Here is a 17,902-nt window from a genome sequence, read left to right as displayed (position 1 = left end):
CGTTCACTTGAACCCGGACCAGACCAACACGCCTGACCACCCTGACAAGGAGCTGACCCAACCGTCCCAAAAAGCCGCATGAAGCTTAAGCACCGAGGCGACAACTACCTTGAAAACTTCCGAACCCGAATTAACCCTTATAGGGGGGCAGTTCTTCGCTTCCGACCAACCGACGCCTCCAGCCGGGTGCTTTTCGGATTCCCCTCCTCGTTCCCCCTGTAATCTGCGAAGCGCACCGCACGGTATACGGCGACACTCGCCCTCGTCCAGCCACACAGGTGCTGTCCGTCGAGCACGCCGGCCCCGATTTGGATTTCCGCGATCTGCGTGACCGATAGGCCGGGGCGCCAGTTTTTCATGATCACCGTCGCCCGCGGTTGTCGCCGTCAGTCGGTCGAGTGGACGAAGGCGACCAACAGCATCATGAGACCGGCAAAAAGCGAGGCGCTGATTCCGGACAACAGGGAAGTGAGGAAGCCGGTGGAACCGCTACCCCAGACGGCCGCTTCGAATAGCAGGAAGAAGGCGCCCAGCCACAAGCCATGACGCTGCCACAGCCGATCCATTTCGGTAAGGGCAAGCATGGCGTTACATCGCCGCCTTACATTTGGCCGACACGCTTCTGGCGACGAATTCCGAGAATTCGTCCACGTTGTCATAGCCTTGACGCTGGGCGAAACCGACCAGCGCCATGATCATCTGTTTCGTCTCGGCAATCTCTTCGTGAGAGCGACCACACCCTTCGCAGTGCGTTCCCTCCTTGGTGCAGTGGTCGGGTACACAGGGTCTGAATTGCATGGCGAGTTCCTCCTGGTTGAAGGTGGGCGTCGGGGCGGTTAATCCATTCGCTCGAAAAAGCTCTTGGGTGCGCCGCAGATCGGGCAGGCCCAGCTCTCGGGAATGTCCTCCCATCGAGTCCCCGGGGCGATGCCGCTGTCGGGATCGCCGTTGGCCTCGTCATAGACGTGCTCACATTCCATGCATCGGTACTTTTTGTAGTCGGACATCCTCGGATACCGTGTCGTTGTTGTTGTCGTGAACGAGTGCGGTCTGCCGCAAAAGGGCAGCGGCCGCGGCGATCGCCAGGGATGGACCGCGGGCACTACGGCAATGCCTGCGCCTGTCCCTCCGCTGGTGGCGAAAGGCTAGTGTGGGTCGCGAGCCTGCAAGGTATCGACTCACAAACATCACCCGGCCAGGCGATCATACAATGACGGCTGGGCGGTGTTGGCAAGCCTCGCCCGGACCCTGTGAAATGTCTGAGCAATTTGGTGCTTGCCTGCGCGCTCGACCCGCTTCCGCTCTGACGAGCCCTCAGGCGTCCACTTCAAGATCGGATCGAGCCGTGCATGAGCAGGCCCAGACGAAGCCGGCCGCGCGCGAGGCCGCGTCGATCTCGCAGGTGGGCGCGAAAGCGACCTCGCCCCGGCACTTGACTTCGCACTCCCCGCAGTTTCCGGCGCGGCAATTGAAGTCGATGCCGATGCCGTGGGCTTCGGCGAGTTCCAGCAATGAGGTGTGCTCGTCGGTTTCCACGGACAGGCCCGAAGTGCGAAAGATCACGCGATGCCGTGTCCCGGTGAGATTCAACGGAGTGGTCCCCGAAACGGCACCGCAGGTGACGTGGGAGCGCCCGAAACTCTCCGCGTGCAGGGCCGAGAAGTCGAAATCGAGTTGCCGCAACAATGTGCGGACATCGTCCATGAAGGGCTCGGGACCGCAAAGGAAGACCTGCCGGTCATGCAGATCCGGTGCGACGAGCGACAGCATCCCGGCATTGACCCGGCCGGTGATGCCGGTCCAGCCCCGGGCCCCGACCCCTTCCCCGGTGAGTGTCAGTGCGACACGGAAGGCCGGGTGGCGGATCGACAGCCATTCGAGTTCCCGGCGAAAGAGGATGTCTTCCGGCCTCCGGAACGACGCGAGGAGCGTGAGGTCGACGTCCGCGGCGGTGTCGACGATCCAGCGACACATCGACATGATAGGCGTGATGCCGCTCCCGGCTCCCACGAACAACAGCTTCCGCGCCGGATTCGCGACACAGCTGAAGCGACCCGCAGGCGCCTGGGCGCGCAGCACGTCGCCGATTCCGACGCGGTCGCACAGCCAGTTCGACACCAGTCCACCAGGCATGCGCTTTACGGTGAGTTCCAACAGGTGCGGGCGTGAGGGAGTGGAGGACATGCTGTAACAGCGGTGCACCTCGCGGCCGTCGATCTCCAGCAGCAAGGTCACGTACTGGCCCGGCTGATAGCAGAAGAGCATCGGCGACTCGCCGGCGAACCGAAAGGTCCGGGTGTCGGCGGTCTCGTCGAGGATATCGACGACGCGTAGCCCCGCGGTGCCTTCACGCCACAGCGGCAGTCGTTGGCGCTCTTCGAGTAGTTCCGACCGCTGCGGAGAAAGAGGTGCTGGTAGCGACGCCTCGGTCCGGACGAGGGTCCGCATTGCGACGGATGGATCGGTTTCCCCGCTTGCGCCTGATGCCGCCACCGAGGCGAGCGTAAACAACAGCTGATAGCCGGGAATCTCGACGACGGTACCGTCGAAAAGCCTTGCCGGATCCTTGTGAACGAGGCGCTTGCGGTCTACCTGCGTCTCGCAAGCGGGTTCCAGCGCTTCGATGTAGAACTCGTCGTCGAAGCGCCACAAGCATGCGTGAAACATGCCGAGACCGAAGGCCTCCAGCCGGATCGCGGCGGACGGGTGACGCCCGATGACCGCCTCTGGCGGCAGTTCCCGCAGATCGAACTCGTGGACCGGGATGCCGCGTCGCACGACGACCAGACGGTCGGACTGGGTCGAATCGCAACGCCGGGTGCCCGAAAAGAAACTGCGAGCCCACAGCGCGGAGCGCGGATCTCCGCCATGAGCGTGCTCTCCGGGATCGGGTGGCGCCAGGTCATGATGGCCGACGTCGCCGAACAGGCGCTTCGGCCACTTGGCAGCGAATTCGTAGACCTCATTCATGGCAGGAGCCCCACGGTGGCTTTTCGGATTCAGCGGTTCATTACATCGTCGCGAAAACCTTCCAGGATCTCGCAGAGCCCGTTGACCTCCGGTTCCGGTAGCTGTGCTGCGATCACGGTATCCCGAAAGTGCTGCAACACCCGGTCGAAGTGGGCGTCGGTGAGTCCCAGTTCATCGATCAGGCGTTTGTGCACCGAGCGTAAGTCCTTGCCTGAATAGGGGTAAGGGCCACCGAAGGCCATGGCCAGGAAGGACTTCTGCTTCAGACGTTGCGCTTCCATGTCGACGTCCTCGAAAAAGCGGCCGACGAAGTCGTCCTTAAGAACGCGACGGTAGAAGTCGTCGACCAGCACTTCCATCGCCTTGTCGCCGCCGATACGGTCGTAAAGCGGAATTTCCTGCAGGCGGAAGTAATCGCCTCCTTTGGCAACTACGTTATCCGTGCCCCAGTCGACCCGCTTGTCCAGCTTTTTCATCAGCGGGATATGCTTCGAGCATTGGATGTAGGCTTCTTCCACCTCGACCATGACCCAGCGCTCGGGCCGCTTCTTGCCTTCCAGGCCGATTTCGTCCATGACGTCGTTCGGCAGATCGTCTCGGCAGGCAAGCAGTTCTTCGTTCGTCACGATTCGCGCCCGGCCGTTGACGTGCAAGCCGATGGTGTCGCGGTAAAGATCCAGGATCAGCATCGCGATATGCGGGTTCTCGGTAATGTTGCCAAGGTTTGCGAACACCCCGTTGCCGCGATACTCGGGATAGATCAGGTACTTTTCGTCCAGCACCCGGATGAAGCCCGGCCGGCCGAATTTCGAGGTGCAGTCGCATTCGCCATGGCGGTCGGCCGTTGCCACGAAAAGAATTTCCTGTCGTGCGATGAACGCCTGCATCGTCGGTGACAGGTAGTCCAGGACCTGGCGGGTGTAGAAGCCGTGAGCTCGCTCCTCAGACCCGTACTCGCACTGCAGCCGGTGTTCACCGTCGGAGCCGGGCAGCAGGCCGCGTGGTGGGGGAGGTTTCTTTGCCTGGAGCGATTCAGCGGGTCGAACTGCCGTGTCGGGGGCGCCTGTGTCGGCGTGCAGCGGACCCGGCGTGCTTACCGCCGGCGTTTCGCGACTGGCTGGTGCCTCGTGATGTCGATCGCGCGCTGCTTTACGCTTCGCCCCGAACCAAGCGAATGGCTTCATGACCCGATCCCCCCTCAATTCCGATGGGCGTGAGTCGGTACCCGGGTGGATCTCGAAATTTGCGGAAGAACCGGGTGCCGGCGCTGGCGCTTCTTGGCCTTCCCTGTTGCGCCTTTATTGCTTCCCTTCAACTGTGAGGGTCGCGCTCCGGACCAAAGCCGTCAATACGTAGGACTACGTAGCGGACGGCGCAGTCGTTCCCGTGAAGTGCGTGTCGATCACTCGACGCGTGGGAGCGGCGTCAGAATGCTTCGTCCCAGCGTATCGAAAGCCGTATTGCGGCGCTGATCAGGCCGACCATGCTGTAGGTCTGCACGAAGTTGCCCCAGGGTTCGCCGGTGGCGGGATCGATATGCTCAGCCATCAGGCCAAGCCGATTGCGGCACGCGATCAGGCGTTCAAACAAGGCCCGGGCCTCGTCCTTGCGGCCGAGCGCCGCGATCGCATACAGATACCAAAAGGTGCAGATCACGAACGCATTCTCCGGCTCCCCGAAGTCGTCGCTCTCGACGTAGCGAAACACGAAATCGCCCCGCTTGAGCTCCCCTTCGATAGCGGTAACCGTCGCCGCGAAGCGGGGGTCATCGGCCGGCAGGAAACCGAGTTCGTTGATCAATAGCAGGCTGGCGTCCAGGGTGTCGCCTTCGAAACTGGCGACGAAACTCTGCCGAGTTTCACTCCAGCCCCGCGCGAGTATCGTTTCGCGAATGATCCCGGCGCGACGCTCCCATTCGTCCGCGCGATCGACCAGGCCGAGTTGTCGGGCGATCCGGGCCAGCCGGTCGCAACCGGCCCAGCACATCAGACTCGAGAAAGTGTGGATGCGGGCCATGCCGCGCAGTTCCCACAGCCCGGCATCGGGTTTGTCGAAAAGCGCGAACGCGCGGTCGCCGAGACGTTCCAGGCGTGCGAACAGGACGCGGTCGCCGCGACGGGTCAGACGCCGGTCGAAAAACATGTGCGTCGCGGTCAGGATCGCCGAGCCGTACACATCGTGCTGAACCTGACGGTAGGCCTGGTTCCCGACCCGGACCGGGCCCATCGCGCGATACCCCGTAAGCGACGGCACGACACGTTCTTCCAGATTTGTCGCACCCGTGATGCCGTAGCACGGCTGCAACGAGCCGTCGGCAGTGCCTGCCGCGATGTTGACGATGAATGCGATGTAACGCTCCATCGTGCGCGTCGTCCCCAGGCGGTTCAGGGCGTTGACGGTGAAATAGCCGTCGCGGAGCCAGCAGTAGCGATAATCCCAGTTCCGGCCGGAACCCGCCGCCTCCGGGATCGAGGTCGTCACTGCCGCGATGATGGCCCCGGTGTCGTCGAACGCATTCAGCTTGAGCGTGATCGCTGCCCGGATCACAGCCTCCTGCCATTCGTACGGGATCGAAAGGTAGCGTACCCATTCGTGCCAGTATCCGGCCGTCTCCTCATGGAAGCGCCGCCCCAGCGGACCTACGGCTTCCCCGACGGTCTCATCAGGGCCCAGTAGCAGCGTGTACTCGGCCTCCAGGAACAGCGGATACTCTTCCAGGATTGCGGTGATGGGCGCATCAGTAGTCAGGCGCAGCGCCAGTTCGGAGGTCTGGTAGCGAACATGATGGCTGCCCCAGGTCACGTGCGCTCGCCCTTCGCCGTAGTTCTGCGCCGGCCGCACCCGAAAGCGCACGCGGGGCGTGCCGGCGAGACGCCGTACCTGACGGACCAGCATCATCGGGCAGAACATGCGGCCGAACTGCCGAAAGCGGGGTGCGAAATCGGTGATCTCGATGGCGTTGCCGTGCCGGTCCTGCAGCCGGGTCACGAGTATCGCGGTGTTCTCCTGATAGGTCTGGCTGCTCTCAGCGAGATCGATCAGTTCGATGGCGTAAAAGCCCGCATCGTCGGGTCGGCGTTCACCACGCAACAAGGAGCAGAACACCGCGTCGCTGTCGAAGCGGGGAAAACAGCCCCAGACGATCTCGCCATGCTCATCCACCAGCACGGCGACCGTGCTGTTGCCGATCAGACCAAGTTCCAGGTTCTGTAAACGCTCAGTCATGGCCGTGCTCCATCAGCATCCGGCGCAGCCACCCGCGCACGGCATCGACATCTTTGAGCCTTACCCGCGCGACGCTTGCTCCGTGCCCCACTTTGATCGACAAGCCGCCGAGGCTGTTCACGAGCGCGAAGCCGTGTTCATCGGTGGCATCGTCACCGATGAAGACCGGCTGGCGTCCGCGAAACGGGGGATCGTCCAGGAAGCGGCGGATCGCCCGGCCCTTGTCGATCCCGGCCGGTTTCGCCTCGAGCACCATTTTCCCATGCTGGAGTTGGAAACTGCGGCCGAGTTGCTGGATCCGTTCAGATAGCAGGGCCTCGAGTTCGCCTGCCATCTCGGGCTGACGCCGAAAATGGAAGGCGACCGACAAGCCCTTGTCCTCGACGACCAACTCCGGGAACCGTCGCCGCCACTCCCGTGCTGCGGCTCGCAGCATCGCGAGCCCGCGCTCATCGAAAGCCTGTCGGTGCACGCTCCCGCTCGCGTCGCGCCATTCGGCCCCGTGCTGCCCCGCCGCCGGCAGCCGAATGGGTTCGAACAGGCGATCGATATCGGCGATGGGCCGTCCGCTGACGATCGCCACGGCACCGGCGGCCACCCGGCGCAGCGCCGCGACCAGTGACCGGAGATCGGGATCGACGTCGACCCAGGCAGGATGTTCCGCTATCTCGACCAGGGTACCGTCGAAGTCCAGAAAATAAGCGCAATGGTGCGGAGCGCAGGACCCGGCAGCCGGTCCCGTGGCGATGCCGGAAGCCGGCTCCAGCCGATCAAACTCGCGCACGGGGCACTGCGCGCTTTGGTGGAAGTCCTGGTTTGTCGCCGAGGTACACGCGTGAGCGCATCCCTGCAGCGTCCAGCAACATGCGGCCAGCCCAGCGAAACACATTGAACTGCTGTACCAGACCCCTCATCAGTCGCATACGCAGTTGTTGTTCCTTTGGTGGCATCGTCAACGCCAGATGGAGGGCGGCAGCGCACTGCTCATTGTCGTAGGGATTGACGATCAGGGCCTCGGGGAGTTCCCGGGCCGCCCCGGTGAACTGGCTCAGGATCAATACGCCCTGATCGTCGTCCCGGCAGGCGATGAACTCTTTCGCAACAAGATTCATACCATCGTGCAGACTGCTGACGAAACAAAGATCCGCGCCGCGGTAATGTTCGTAAACCTCGGCCGGCCCGTGGTGGGCGATCCTCAGTACGATGGGCGGCACGCCGCCCGGCGCGAAGCGCGCGTTGATCCGGGAGGCGAGCGCACGTACCTCCACCTCGAAGCTCTGGTATTCGCGGATGCTCGACCGCGACGGTGCGGCGATCTGGATCAGCGAGAATTTACCGATCCATTCGGGATGCAACTCCAACAGGCGTTCCACAGCCATGAAGCGCTCCAGGATGCCTTTCGTGTAGTCCAGCCGGTCGACGCCGATACCGACCTTCTGTGCCGCCGGCAGACGGTAGCGGCGCCGGATGTCGCTCCGGCATGCCTCGACGGTCTTCCGCGTCGTCTCGGGCGGCGGTGGCCATTCGATCGAGATAGGGTAACGTTTGACCGCGGTGCACAGCCCCCCATAAGTCACATCCAGCGTCTCGCGATCGACCCTGGCCTCAAGTAAGCGATCCACCGTATCGACGAAGTTGTTGCAATGGAAACGCGTGTGAAACCCGAGGATGCTGCTGCCGAGCAAACCATCCAGCAGCTCGGCCCGCCACGGGCAGATTGCGAACGACTCCGGGTTCGGCCAGGGAATATGCCAGAAGGTGATGATCGTGGCATCGGGCAGCTGTTCGCGGATCATGCGCGGCACCAATGCGCAGTGGTAGTCCTGCACCAGCACGATCGGACTGGCATCCCGTGATTCGTCGATTACGGCCTGCGCAAAGCGCTGATTCACTTCGACATAGGCTCGCCAATCGCCAGCGCGGAAAGCCGGGCGTACGTGTGCGATATGGCAAAGCGGCCACAAGCCCTCATTGGCGAAGCCGAAGTAGTATCCCTGCTCCTCGTCGGCCGTCAGCCAGATCCGGCGGATGCGGTAGGCAGCGTGCTCGGGCGGCACAGCGACCCGGTCGTTGGTGTCCACGACCTCGCGATCGGCGTCACCGCTGCCGTGCGCTATCCAGGTGCCGGAACAGGCGCGCATGATCGGCTCGAGCGCGGTCACCAGTCCGCTTGCCGGGCGCAATACCTCGATCTCGTCATTCTTGCGCACATGAATATAGGGCTCCCGGTTCGAGACAGCGATGATGTCTTCGCCACGCAGGTCGCGGCGGAGGATGTCTCGCAGCGTGTCGGGTGACCAATCGGTCTGCGCCGGGTCGCGCGAGCGGTACTCCGTTCGCAAATCGCGCATCAGTTCGCGCAGATCGCGCTCGATCATGCGCAGTTCCGGCAATGCGCCCCGTTCGCTTGGGCGCACCAATCCTTCACCGCGCAACAGCGCGCGGGTGCCCTGCACCCATCCGCGCCAGCTCAGCTGCGCGATCACCACCGTGATCAGCGAGATCACGAGGCCCAGCGCCACGAAGAACGCGTACAAGTAACGCCGTGTTTCCTCGCTACGACGCTGCACAAAACTCATGTCGTGGACCAACACCAGATCACCGATTTGCAGTCCGTCTCTCTTCAACGGCTCGACCGCAACGTGCAGCAGACCCTGAGGGGTGTCGATCAGGCGTTGGAGGGGCAGGTCGAAACGTTCGAGGTCGTCGCAACGGATCGACTCGGGGAAGGTATTGGTTGCAACGACTGACGAACCGTCCCGCAGACACAGCGCGAGAGCATAAAGGCGCTCGTCGGTGATAATACGTGTGAGGTAGGCGGTCGTGTGCTTTCGGGAATCCCTGGCCAGACTCTCGGTCAGTGGCTGTTCCAGGGCGTTGGCGATCAGCTGCGAACGCACGTTCAGATCGCGCACGAACCAGCGCAGGGCGAGGCCGTCGACCAGTGGCAGCACCGCGTACGCGATAGCGGCCAGTATCGCCAGTAGTGGAACGACGAAACGAAGCGAAAGCCGCATTTGTTACTCCTCAGTCCATACCGCCCGTGGTGCAGAGGCCGAACCGCGATAGAGTGTGGTCCAGCTCAAGGCCGTTGAGACCCTGGCGACGGCGAGCGCACCGGCCTCGGACTCATGCCGATCAACATCACCCGGATCATAGCGATACGATGGAACTCGACACTAACCCATCCAGTCACGACGGCAGCCGTCTAAACGATGCGATGTCTCCGATGGACCAAGCGCTGTCGTTCGAGGCGCTGAAGCGGTTTCGCATGGTTTTTCGCGCCGTACAGCAGCATTCTCTGCGGGTGGAGCAGCGCTGCGGCCTGTCCAGCGCTCAACTGTGGGCGATTTCCGAACTGGCGGCAAAACCCGGGCAACGCGTCTCGGAGCTGGCCCATGCGATGTCGATCCACGCCTCCACGGCGAGCAATCTGCTGGATAAACTGGAACGGAAGGGTCTTATCGAGAAACAACGGCAACGTGACGATCAACGCGTCGTATTGCTGACCGCGACGCCGGCGGGCCTGAACCTGCTTGAAATGGCTCCGGCGCCGGCGACCGGGATCCTGCAGTCCGCACTGTTTCAGCTCTCCCCGGAAATCCTGCAATCCCTGATCGTCAACCTCGACGCACTCGTCGCCGCGATGAAGATCGATGACGACGGCGCGGCATTGCAACCCCTGAGTACCGGCCGGCAACGCTGACGCCACGCCCGACCGCGTCGGGCGACCCCGAGCCGGCAGAGGCCCGTCGGCCGGTCGGGACTGTGGCCTATGTCTCTAGAAATACCTTTGGCCCCGTTCTGGCATTGTCCCGAACCCTCGTTTCGATCTTGACAAATATCTTGACGGCAAATTACTTTGCGCACAACTAAAAGTTCGGATTCGTGGTTCCCGGACCAGGGTAGTAACCGAACCCGACTCGTCAACGACCGGATCGGCCGCGAGCCTCCCAGGACGCGCGAACACGCTCCGGATCAGTGTGCAGAGCGAGGTAGTGATGAAGAACCTTCTGTTGACGACGATCGTCTTGGCGGTCGGCAACGCACAGGGACTGGCCGCGGCATCGGTGTGCAGTGTCGCGGCCGATCGGGTCAACGCGCGCAAGGGACCAGGTCCCCACCACGAGGTCCTGTTCCAGGCAGGGCGCGGATACCCTGTTCAGGCAGAGCAGATTCTCGGCGACTGGGTACGCATTCGGGACTGGGAGGGCGACCGGGCCTGGCTCTCGCGCCGTCTGCTCGACGGTACCCGCACGGCAGTGATCATCGCCGACGATGTGAATGTCCGCGCGAGTTCCAGACAAGCCGCACCCTTGGTCGAAAAGGTGAGGCGCGGCGAAATCTACAGGGTGATGACCGAGCGCAACGGCTGGGTGCAACTCGGCTACTATGACGATAGCTCGAAACTCGGCTGGGTGCGCGAGGATTTGCTCTGGCGCGGCTGCCGCTGATCCGTCGTGTTTGATGGGGGGCTCAGGAGAAGCTCCGGGATTTTGGGGTCAGTCCTCGAACCACCACGTCGCCTTATTGTTGCTGCCAGGTGCGAAAGCAAGGACAGGTCGGTGTTTACTGGTTGACGCGTCCTATCCCTCGCACGAGACCTCAAACCGGATGCGGCGATGGCAGTTAGGTGCCTCGGCCGACTGTCCGATGCATTCCCTTGCGCGGCAGCGGCCCGCTTGCGTCCTATTTCCCGGTGGTCTGCCGCGTGCTGTGTTGGCGGTCGTCGTCGCGCTGGCTCCGATCGAGCCGACTCGGTTCGCATCCCATTGCCGCCTCGTGATGACCGATGATGTTCATCTGCTGGTGACGCCGGTCACCCGCGGCGGGGTCGCTCGAAGACGGAGCAATCTGGAAGGCGATCCCTGGAATCCGGCTTCCACGCGGAAATGGCCGTGCGGATACGAACGGGTGACACGTTAGCACGGTCCTTGGCGAGTGAAATCTGCTATCCAGCGGTCCGTCTCCCTCCCGGATGCGAAATCGGAGCGTTTCCTGACAGCTCCTTCTCGGCGCGTAGCGTGCGCTCCCGCTTGAGGAGAGGGCTGGTTGGTGGGGTCGGATTGGACCGTTGGCGGATCGACGGCTCTGGCGTGAACGGCTGCGTTCGAATTGCCCGCTTGGACAGATACCCCTCTGATTAGGTATGCTAGACACTCGCGTAAATTCGCATAAACGGTTGCCAGCAACCCAAAATCCAGTGAGCCTATGAGCGTACCAGCCAAAAACATCCCGGGTTTACTCGACGAGCATCACAGCGACGCCGGTGGCTACTTCAGCCATTTGGACGCTCTTGAGGCGGAGTCGATCTTCATTCTGCGCGAAGTGGCGGCCGAGTGTCGCAACGCCGCGCTACTCTTCTCCGGCGGCAAGGATTCGGCCGTCGCCCTCCATCTAGCCCGTAAGGCCTACTTCCCCGAGAAGGTCGGTTTCACGCTGCTGCACGTCGACACCGAACACAACTACCCGGAAGTCATCGAGTTTCGGGATCGAATCGCGGAAAAGTTTGGCTGCAAGCTCGTTGTTCGGTCGCTTGAGGATTCGATCAAGCGCGGTACGATCCGGATGAAATCGCCGGACGAGGCGCGTAACCCGTACCAATCGGTGACCTTGCTGGAAGCCATCGCGGAATTCGAGTTCGACGCGTGTATCGGCGGTGGTCGACGCGACGAGGAGAAAGCGCGAGCGAAGGAACGGATCTTCAGCTTCCGCGACGAATTCGGGCAGTGGGATCCGAAGAATCAGCGGCCGGAGTTGTGGGAACTGTACAACACGCGGGTGCACAAGGGCGAGAACATGCGGGTGTTCCCGATCTCCAACTGGACCGAACTCGACGTTTGGCAGTACATCCTGCGGGAAAAGATCGAGTTGCCCGAGATTTACTTCGCCCACGAACGCGATATCGTGCGCCGCAGCGGGGTGCTGGTGCCCGTCACGCACCTGACGCCGCCAAAACCCGGCGAGACGATCGAAAAAATCACGTGCCGCTTCCGGACCGTGGGTGACATTCCCTGTACGGCTCCGGTCGAGTCGACAGCGGCGACGATCGAGGACATCGTGCGCGAAACGGCAGTGACCCGGATCACCGAGCGGGGCGCGACGCGGCTGGATGATCAGACCTCCGATGCGGCAATGGAGCGCCGGAAAAAGGAAGGGTACTTCTAAGGCCCCTCGTTACATCGATCATCATCCCGTTTCAATTTCCCGCGGAGTCGGTTCAACAAGCATGAGTACCCATACCGGTTTATTACGATTCATTACCGCCGGCAGCGTCGACGACGGCAAGAGCACCCTGATCGGGCGGCTCCTTTACGATTCGAAGAGCATTCTGGCCGACCAGTTGTCAGCCATCGAGAAAACCTCGGAGCGGCGCGGTCTGACGCAGGTGGACCTGTCGCTGCTGACGGATGGCCTGGAGGCCGAGCGCGAGCAAGGTATCACGATCGACGTCGCTTATCGGTACTTCGCGACACCCAAGCGCAAGTTCATCATCGGTGATGCACCTGGCCATGAGCAGTACACGCGGAACATGGTCACGGCGGCATCGACGGCTGACGTTGGTATCATTCTAATCGACGCGCGTCGGGGCGTTCTGCCGCAAACCCGTCGCCACTCGTACCTGGCGCGTCTGGTCGGCATTCCGCGTGTCGTTCTGGCCATCAACAAGATGGACCTCGTGGACTACTCGAAAGAGGTCTTCGAGACGATCCGGACCGATTACCTGGCGTTTGCCGAAAACCTCGGATTCACCGAGATTCTGCCAATACCGATGTCCGCCCTGGAGGGCGACAACGTTGTGGAAACCGGAGACCACATGCCTTGGTACACCGGTCCCACGCTGGTGGACTACCTGGACACGGTGCCGGCTCTGCACGACGGTTCGGATCATCCGTTCCGTTTCCCGGTGCAGCGCGTGACGCGTGTGATGCTGGGTAATCAGGCGGAGGCGGTGATCGGACTGCCGACCGAAGGCGAATTTCGCGGCTATCAGGGCGGCGTTGCGGCTGGAACCGTGCGGATAGGTGACGCCGTGCGCGTCCTTCCCATTGGGAAGACCAGCACCGTCAAGAGCATTCTGACCGCTGATGGTCCGTTGACCGAGGCGCAGGCTGATTCAGCTGTTGTGCTGGAACTGGCTGACGAAATTGATATTTCCCGCGGGGACATGCTGGTGGCAGCCAGCGCCGAACCGATCGTGACGCAGGATCTAGAAGCCACGATGTGCTGGTTGTCCGAGGAGGAGTTGACGCCGCAGCGCAAGTACTGGGTGAAGCACACCAGCCGCACTGTGCGCGCATCGTTCAAGGAACTGCTGTACCGCGTCGATGTGAACACGCTGGAGAAAATTTCGGGGGTGGACACGTTGCGGATGAACGATATCGCTCGGGTGAAGCTGCGGCTCCAGCAGCCGATATTCGTCGATTCGTACTCGGAAAACCGGATTACCGGAAGCTTCATCGTAATCGATGATGCGACCAACAACACGGTTGGTGCGGGCGTCATCGCCCCCGAGTGAGTCTGTGACGAGATTGGGGCTGCATTATCGGCAGCCCCCTTCCGTTTTCGCGATGGCGCGAACGTTTTGTAGGCCTGGCGTCGGTCGTGCCCAGGCTGGCATCACATCCTGTTCACCCGTTGCGTGCCCACTTTCAGCGGGGCATCCATAGGCCTGCGTTCCAGCGTTGTCCGCTTTCTCTTCAGGCGTCAGCCGTTCGCACGGCGGTGATCACTGAGCGGGCAGATTTTACGGGTCCTGGGTGTTGAAGCCCGGGGAGAGGTGTGGTGTGTCGTAGCGGCCACCTCTTGGATGGGAACACTCGGGCAGTCAGACGGCATGGGATGCGTCTTCTTTCAGTTGGTCGGAGTCTTAACGTGAACTTCGAAAAATCCATCGCGCTGCAGAGGCGGCTCGAGGAGTTGGTCCCTGGCGGTTCGCATACGTACGCCAAGGGTGAGGACCAGTTTCCAGAAGCGTATCCCGCCATCATCGCACGCGGGGATGGTTGTCGCGTGTGGGATGTCGACGGCAACGAATACATTGAATTCGGGAGCGGGCTGCGCTCGGTCATACTCGGGCATGGCTATCCATCGGTGGTTCAGGCCGCATGCCGCGAGGCTATGCGGGGCCTCAACTTCGTCAGGCCAGCGGCTATCGAATGCGAGGTGGCGGAACACTTTCTCGGCCTCATTCGCGGCGCCGAGATGGTGAAGTTCGCCAAGAACGGTTCTGATGCGACGACCGCGGCCGTCAAGCTGGCTCGTGCCTACACCGGCCGGGACCTGGTCGCGATCTGCGGCGACCAGCCATTCTTCTCGGTCGATGACTGGTTTATTGGCGCCACCCCCATGGACGCCGGAATTCCGAAGGTCATCAAGGACCTGACGGTCAGGTATGCCTATAACGACATCGGCAGTGTGCAGGCCATGTTGGATGCGAATCCAGGTCAGATCGCGTGCCTGATCCTGGAAGCCGAAAAGACCGATCCGCCCGTGGAAGGTTTCCTGCAGCAAGTCCAGAGTCTTTGCCGGCAACATGGGGTCGTGTTCATACTGGATGAGATGATCACTGGATTTCGGTATCACCTTCACGGGGCCCAGGAGATCTTTGGTCTGGATCCTGACTTGTCCACGTTCGGCAAGGCCATGGGGAACGGGTTTGCGGTCGCGGCCTTGGCGGGCAAGCGTGAGTTCATGCAGTTGGGTGGGCTTGCGCACGACCGCGAAAAGGTGTTTCTGATGTCGACCACGCATGGTGCCGAGAGTATGGGCTTGGCAGCTTGTCTGGAAACGATGAAGGTGTGTGAACGGGAGCACGTGGCGGATGTGTTGACGCGTCAGGGCGAGCGGTTGGCGGCCGGGATTCGTAAGTCGGTGGAGGAACTGCACCTTCAGGACTTTTTCGGATTGGCGGGACGCCCTTGCTGCCTTGTTTTCTGGACGTTCGATCAGGATCGTAAGCCATCCCAGCCCTTTCGCACTTTGTTTCTCGCGGAATTGATGAAGCGCGGGGTCCTGGCTCCCAACCTTGTTGTCAGCTTCAGCCATTCCGACGCCGATATCGACGAGGCTATCCAGGCCATTGCCGGCGCGCTGCAGGTTTACCGGAAGGCTCTGGATGAAGGTCTCGAAAAATACGCAGTCGGTCGTTCGGTAAAACCGGTCTTCCGCCGGTTCAACTGAAGTTGATCTGATCTCCATTTTTTGGGTCGTTCGGGACAGTTTGATGCCGGAAATGCCGGTCATCACTCCTGTGATATCCTAGGTTGCTACGTTTGACGCAAGACAAGTCGCCGTATGGAATGGACACTGGATACCAGTCCTCCATATGTGACGGCACGATATAGCCTGACGGTCCTGCGGGTCGCAATCATGAGTATGATTGAGCGCCAGTCTTCGTGGCGCGTTTCTCGGCGAATGTCCTCCCCGTTTCGACAGTTTATTACCTGCATCAAGCCCTAGCTGATGAATAAATTCGTGATCGTCGGTACCCAGCGTACCGGTAGCAGCGCGCTTGCCGAATCCATCGGGATGCATCCGGCTGTGGCCTGTGGCTGGGAATGGTCGCTTCGAGTGCCTTGGCTCAGAAAGATTAGCGCTGCCGAGAAGGCCCTTGCCGGTGACTTTTCGGGCTTGATGAATCATGAGCGGCAACACATGGAGGGGCTGTTCTCGGATCGCATCGAGTGGCTTGGCTATCGGAGCCTCTTCAGTTCGTCGGACAAATGGCTGATTGCGCCGCGTTTCAGCGCGGCTCTGTTCTTCGATCGGTTCGGCGAGCATCTGGCATGGTTCCGCCAGCAACGCGGATTGCACATAATTCACATCGTTCGGCACGATAACCTGGAATGGCTCAAATCCAAGTTCGTTGCTGTAGCGACGAATGCCTACGTAGGCACTGAATATCCCGATGACCTGAAGGTCGATATTCCATTGAGGGCGTCGGTAAAACGGTTGCAGTCCAAGGCCTGGGTGGACACGATGCTCTCGGGTTTGGTTGAAACGAATCCGTACTTGCTGGTTCGTTACGAAGATCTGCTTCGAGATCGCAGCGAGACGGTTTCGAAGGCCTTGCGCTTCCTGCAGTTGGACCCGGCCGACGCCGATTTGTCGCAGGCGAAGATTGCTCGGCAATCGACAGGCGACGCGTCGCGCTATATATCGAACTACGAGTTGCTGCAGAAAACGCTGCAGGAAAAGGGACTTTTGACGTCACCGCTATGAGCGCGTGATCTGCACGACATTGGCGCGGGTCGGTAATGGGCTGGTGCCAGTGGGAGTTAGGCAAGCACGCTCAGTGCCTCGGCTGCAGAGCGCCGGGTTTTGGGGCCTGCAATCTGGGAGCCGGTGCGCAGATTTATCGGGGCGCGTGTTCGCAGGCGCTTGCGTTGGTCTGCGGTCTTTTCGGCCAACGTGGCCTTGCATTTTCCTTGGGGACGATTGTTGAGTCTGGATCGTATGAAACCGACATTCATTGGTATCGGTGCACAAAAATGTGCTTCCAGTTGGATCTACCGCATCCTGGAAGATCATCCAGAGGTGTGTCTCTCCGAGCGCAAGGAGCTGGATTTTTTCTCTTACCACTATGACAACGGGTATCAGTGGTACGAGCGGCATTTCGCGTGCGGCAGTGTCGCGAAGGCGGTCGGCGAAATCTCGCCATCCTATTTTCACGACTACGATGCGCCAGCGCGAGCCAAGGAGTACGATCCGCGCCTGAAAGTCATCGTCTCGCTGCGTGACCCGATCGAGCGGGCTCTCTCGCACCATAAGCATCTTGTCCGCTTGGGGTTTTACACTGGGCCCGATTTCAGCTTCGAGGCGGGCTTGGCTCAGAACCCCTCCTATGTCGAACAGGGGCTCTATGCGAAGCATCTCTCGCGGTGGCTGTCTGAATTCCCTCCCGAACAGCTTCTGATCCTGTACATGGACGATATCCGTGCCGATGCGGATGCGGTCGTCCGTCAGGTATATCGATTTCTGGGGATTGCCGAGGACCACAGGCCGGCCGCCCTGCATGTCAAAGCCAATCCCAGTTATGTGGTACGCAACCGCATGCTTGATATCTTCGTAAAGAGGTGCCGCGCCGGAGCCAAGGCGCTGGGGTTGCGATCACTGTGGCAGGCGCTCGGGCGCACGCCGCTGCGTGGACTATATGAAGCGTCCAACCGGATCGACAGCGATGCCGTAATTCCGGCCATGCTGCCCGAAACGCGCGCCCAGCTGCATTCCGTCTTCGACGAGGACACCAGACAACTCGCAGTTTTGACTTCCCGGGCGGTCTCCTGGACAAAGGAATGACGAGGGGTTTCCGGCCCGGCTCTTGGTCCAAGGCAGGCGCGGCCTTGTTTTCAGCGTTCGATTCGACCACTTGATCCGCTCCTTCGAGCCGTGAGTTCGGTTAGAGGGAAGGTATGGCGGTTGTGCGGGATTCACCGTCGATCCCAACTTTCTTTCAGCCCATCGCGCCCTGAGCGCGTTCTTTTTCGGTTTCTTTTCGTTTCGAGCCCGGAGTCGCTTGTTCCGTATCGGCAAGCCGATTGACCCAGCGGATTGCGAAATTCCGCCGGCCACTGTTACAACCTGTTGACACCCTGATCCTATTTCTGGATAATGTGCGGCTCGTCTGGTGCTGAGTGATTGGGGCTTTGGTTCTGGTTGCTGGGGTGCTGAGGCGGACGGGAGCGGGGGGTGTTGACAGGGTTTG

The 17,902-nt window shown here is 61.2% G+C and carries 15 protein-coding genes; 7 read left to right on the top strand and 8 right to left on the bottom strand.

The genetic code is table 11. The annotated features are described in order from the left end of the window. Nucleotides 1-386: 386 nt before the first annotated feature. The 8 genes from BWR02_RS20490 to BWR02_RS20455 all read right to left on the bottom strand — a co-directional run bounded on the left by BWR02_RS20490 (nt 387) and on the right by BWR02_RS20455 (nt 9,212). The gene (locus BWR02_RS20490; RefSeq protein ID WP_139559768.1) at nt 387-584 is read right to left on the bottom strand and encodes a hypothetical protein; all 198 of its coding nucleotides are present in this window, start codon (nt 582-584) and stop codon (nt 387-389) included. A 4-nt stretch (nt 585-588) separates the two neighbouring features. Continuing rightward, entirely contained in the window at nt 589-798 is a 210-nt protein-coding gene (locus BWR02_RS20485; protein WP_139559767.1) for a DUF1289 domain-containing protein, read from the bottom strand. A 38-nt stretch (nt 799-836) separates the two neighbouring features. Continuing rightward, a complete protein-coding gene (locus BWR02_RS20480) occupies nt 837-1,007 on the bottom strand; it encodes a rubredoxin (RefSeq protein WP_139559766.1) in 171 nt (56 codons plus the stop codon). 307 nt (nt 1,008-1,314) lie between these two features. Next, nucleotides 1,315-2,970 carry an FAD-binding oxidoreductase gene (locus tag BWR02_RS20475; protein ID WP_139559765.1) on the bottom strand — a complete coding sequence of 552 codons (1,656 nt, stop codon included), beginning with the start codon at nt 2,968-2,970 and terminating at the stop codon, nt 1,315-1,317. Between the two features lie 29 nt (nt 2,971-2,999). Beyond that, the gene (locus tag BWR02_RS20470) at nt 3,000-4,154 is read right to left on the bottom strand and encodes a globin domain-containing protein (protein WP_139559764.1); all 1,155 of its coding nucleotides are present in this window, start codon (nt 4,152-4,154) and stop codon (nt 3,000-3,002) included. Nucleotides 4,155-4,395: 241 nt separating this feature from the next. Next, on the bottom strand, nt 4,396-6,195 hold the full coding sequence (locus BWR02_RS20465; RefSeq protein ID WP_139559763.1) for a glycoside hydrolase family 15 protein: 1,800 nt from the start codon (nt 6,193-6,195) through the stop codon (nt 4,396-4,398). Beyond that, on the bottom strand, nt 6,188-6,979 hold the full coding sequence (gene otsB / locus BWR02_RS20460) for a trehalose-phosphatase (protein ID WP_162560267.1): 792 nt from the start codon (nt 6,977-6,979) through the stop codon (nt 6,188-6,190). Before otsB ends, BWR02_RS20465 begins: the two co-directional genes overlap by 8 nt. Beyond that, nucleotides 6,966-9,212 (bottom strand): alpha,alpha-trehalose-phosphate synthase (UDP-forming), encoded by a 2,247-nt coding sequence (locus BWR02_RS20455; protein WP_139559761.1) that lies wholly within the window; start codon nt 9,210-9,212, stop codon nt 6,966-6,968. Before BWR02_RS20455 ends, otsB begins: the two co-directional genes overlap by 14 nt. A gap of 149 nt (nt 9,213-9,361) precedes the next feature. On the opposite strand from BWR02_RS20455, the gene BWR02_RS20450 reads away from it, so the two are divergent. The 7 genes from BWR02_RS20450 to BWR02_RS20420 all read left to right on the top strand — a co-directional run bounded on the left by BWR02_RS20450 (nt 9,362) and on the right by BWR02_RS20420 (nt 17,496). Beyond that, nucleotides 9,362-9,901 carry a MarR family winged helix-turn-helix transcriptional regulator gene (locus tag BWR02_RS20450; RefSeq protein WP_201276354.1) on the top strand — a complete coding sequence of 180 codons (540 nt, stop codon included), beginning with the start codon at nt 9,362-9,364 and terminating at the stop codon, nt 9,899-9,901. A 295-nt stretch (nt 9,902-10,196) separates the two neighbouring features. Continuing rightward, nucleotides 10,197-10,649 (top strand): SH3 domain-containing protein, encoded by a 453-nt coding sequence (locus BWR02_RS20445; protein WP_139559760.1) that lies wholly within the window; start codon nt 10,197-10,199, stop codon nt 10,647-10,649. Nucleotides 10,650-11,406: 757 nt separating this feature from the next. Continuing rightward, on the top strand, nt 11,407-12,363 hold the full coding sequence (cysD, locus tag BWR02_RS20440; RefSeq protein ID WP_139559759.1) for a sulfate adenylyltransferase subunit CysD: 957 nt from the start codon (nt 11,407-11,409) through the stop codon (nt 12,361-12,363). Nucleotides 12,364-12,424: 61 nt separating this feature from the next. After that, nucleotides 12,425-13,714: a sulfate adenylyltransferase subunit CysN gene (gene cysN, locus BWR02_RS20435; RefSeq protein ID WP_139559758.1), complete on the top strand. Its 1,290-nt coding sequence runs from the start codon at nt 12,425-12,427 to the stop codon at nt 13,712-13,714. A gap of 356 nt (nt 13,715-14,070) precedes the next feature. Beyond that, a complete protein-coding gene (locus tag BWR02_RS20430; protein WP_201276353.1) occupies nt 14,071-15,378 on the top strand; it encodes a glutamate-1-semialdehyde 2,1-aminomutase in 1,308 nt (435 codons plus the stop codon). 282 nt (nt 15,379-15,660) lie between these two features. Next, entirely contained in the window at nt 15,661-16,419 is a 759-nt protein-coding gene (locus BWR02_RS20425; protein WP_139559756.1) for a sulfotransferase, read from the top strand. Nucleotides 16,420-16,653: 234 nt separating this feature from the next. After that, nucleotides 16,654-17,496, top strand: a complete 843-nt coding sequence (locus BWR02_RS20420; RefSeq protein WP_139559755.1) for a sulfotransferase domain-containing protein — start codon at nt 16,654-16,656, stop codon at nt 17,494-17,496. Nucleotides 17,497-17,902 lie beyond the last annotated feature (406 nt).

Source organism: Methylotetracoccus oryzae (assembly GCF_006175985.1).
GTDB lineage: Bacteria > Pseudomonadota > Gammaproteobacteria > Methylococcales > Methylococcaceae > Methylotetracoccus > Methylotetracoccus oryzae.
Note: the sequence above shows the minus strand (reverse complement) of the source record. Positions and strands in the feature narration are given on the sequence as shown.

Coding starts and splice junctions, on each gene's coding strand:
- BWR02_RS20485 (WP_139559767.1), bottom strand. CDS start 798: ATGCAATTCAGACCCTGTGTACCCGACCACTGCACCAAGGAGGGAACG.
- BWR02_RS20490 (WP_139559768.1), bottom strand. CDS start 584: ATGCTTGCCCTTACCGAAATGGATCGGCTGTGGCAGCGTCATGGCTTG.
- BWR02_RS20475 (WP_139559765.1), bottom strand. CDS start 2,970: ATGAATGAGGTCTACGAATTCGCTGCCAAGTGGCCGAAGCGCCTGTTC.
- BWR02_RS20425 (WP_139559756.1), top strand. CDS start 15,661: ATGAATAAATTCGTGATCGTCGGTACCCAGCGTACCGGTAGCAGCGCG.
- BWR02_RS20470 (WP_139559764.1), bottom strand. CDS start 4,154: ATGAAGCCATTCGCTTGGTTCGGGGCGAAGCGTAAAGCAGCGCGCGAT.
- BWR02_RS20480 (WP_139559766.1), bottom strand. CDS start 1,007: ATGTCCGACTACAAAAAGTACCGATGCATGGAATGTGAGCACGTCTAT.
- BWR02_RS20420 (WP_139559755.1), top strand. CDS start 16,654: ATGAAACCGACATTCATTGGTATCGGTGCACAAAAATGTGCTTCCAGT.
- cysN (WP_139559758.1), top strand. CDS start 12,425: ATGAGTACCCATACCGGTTTATTACGATTCATTACCGCCGGCAGCGTC.
- cysD (WP_139559759.1), top strand. CDS start 11,407: ATGAGCGTACCAGCCAAAAACATCCCGGGTTTACTCGACGAGCATCAC.
- BWR02_RS20465 (WP_139559763.1), bottom strand. CDS start 6,195: ATGACTGAGCGTTTACAGAACCTGGAACTTGGTCTGATCGGCAACAGC.
- BWR02_RS20450 (WP_201276354.1), top strand. CDS start 9,362: ATGGAACTCGACACTAACCCATCCAGTCACGACGGCAGCCGTCTAAAC.
- BWR02_RS20455 (WP_139559761.1), bottom strand. CDS start 9,212: ATGCGGCTTTCGCTTCGTTTCGTCGTTCCACTACTGGCGATACTGGCC.
- BWR02_RS20445 (WP_139559760.1), top strand. CDS start 10,197: ATGAAGAACCTTCTGTTGACGACGATCGTCTTGGCGGTCGGCAACGCA.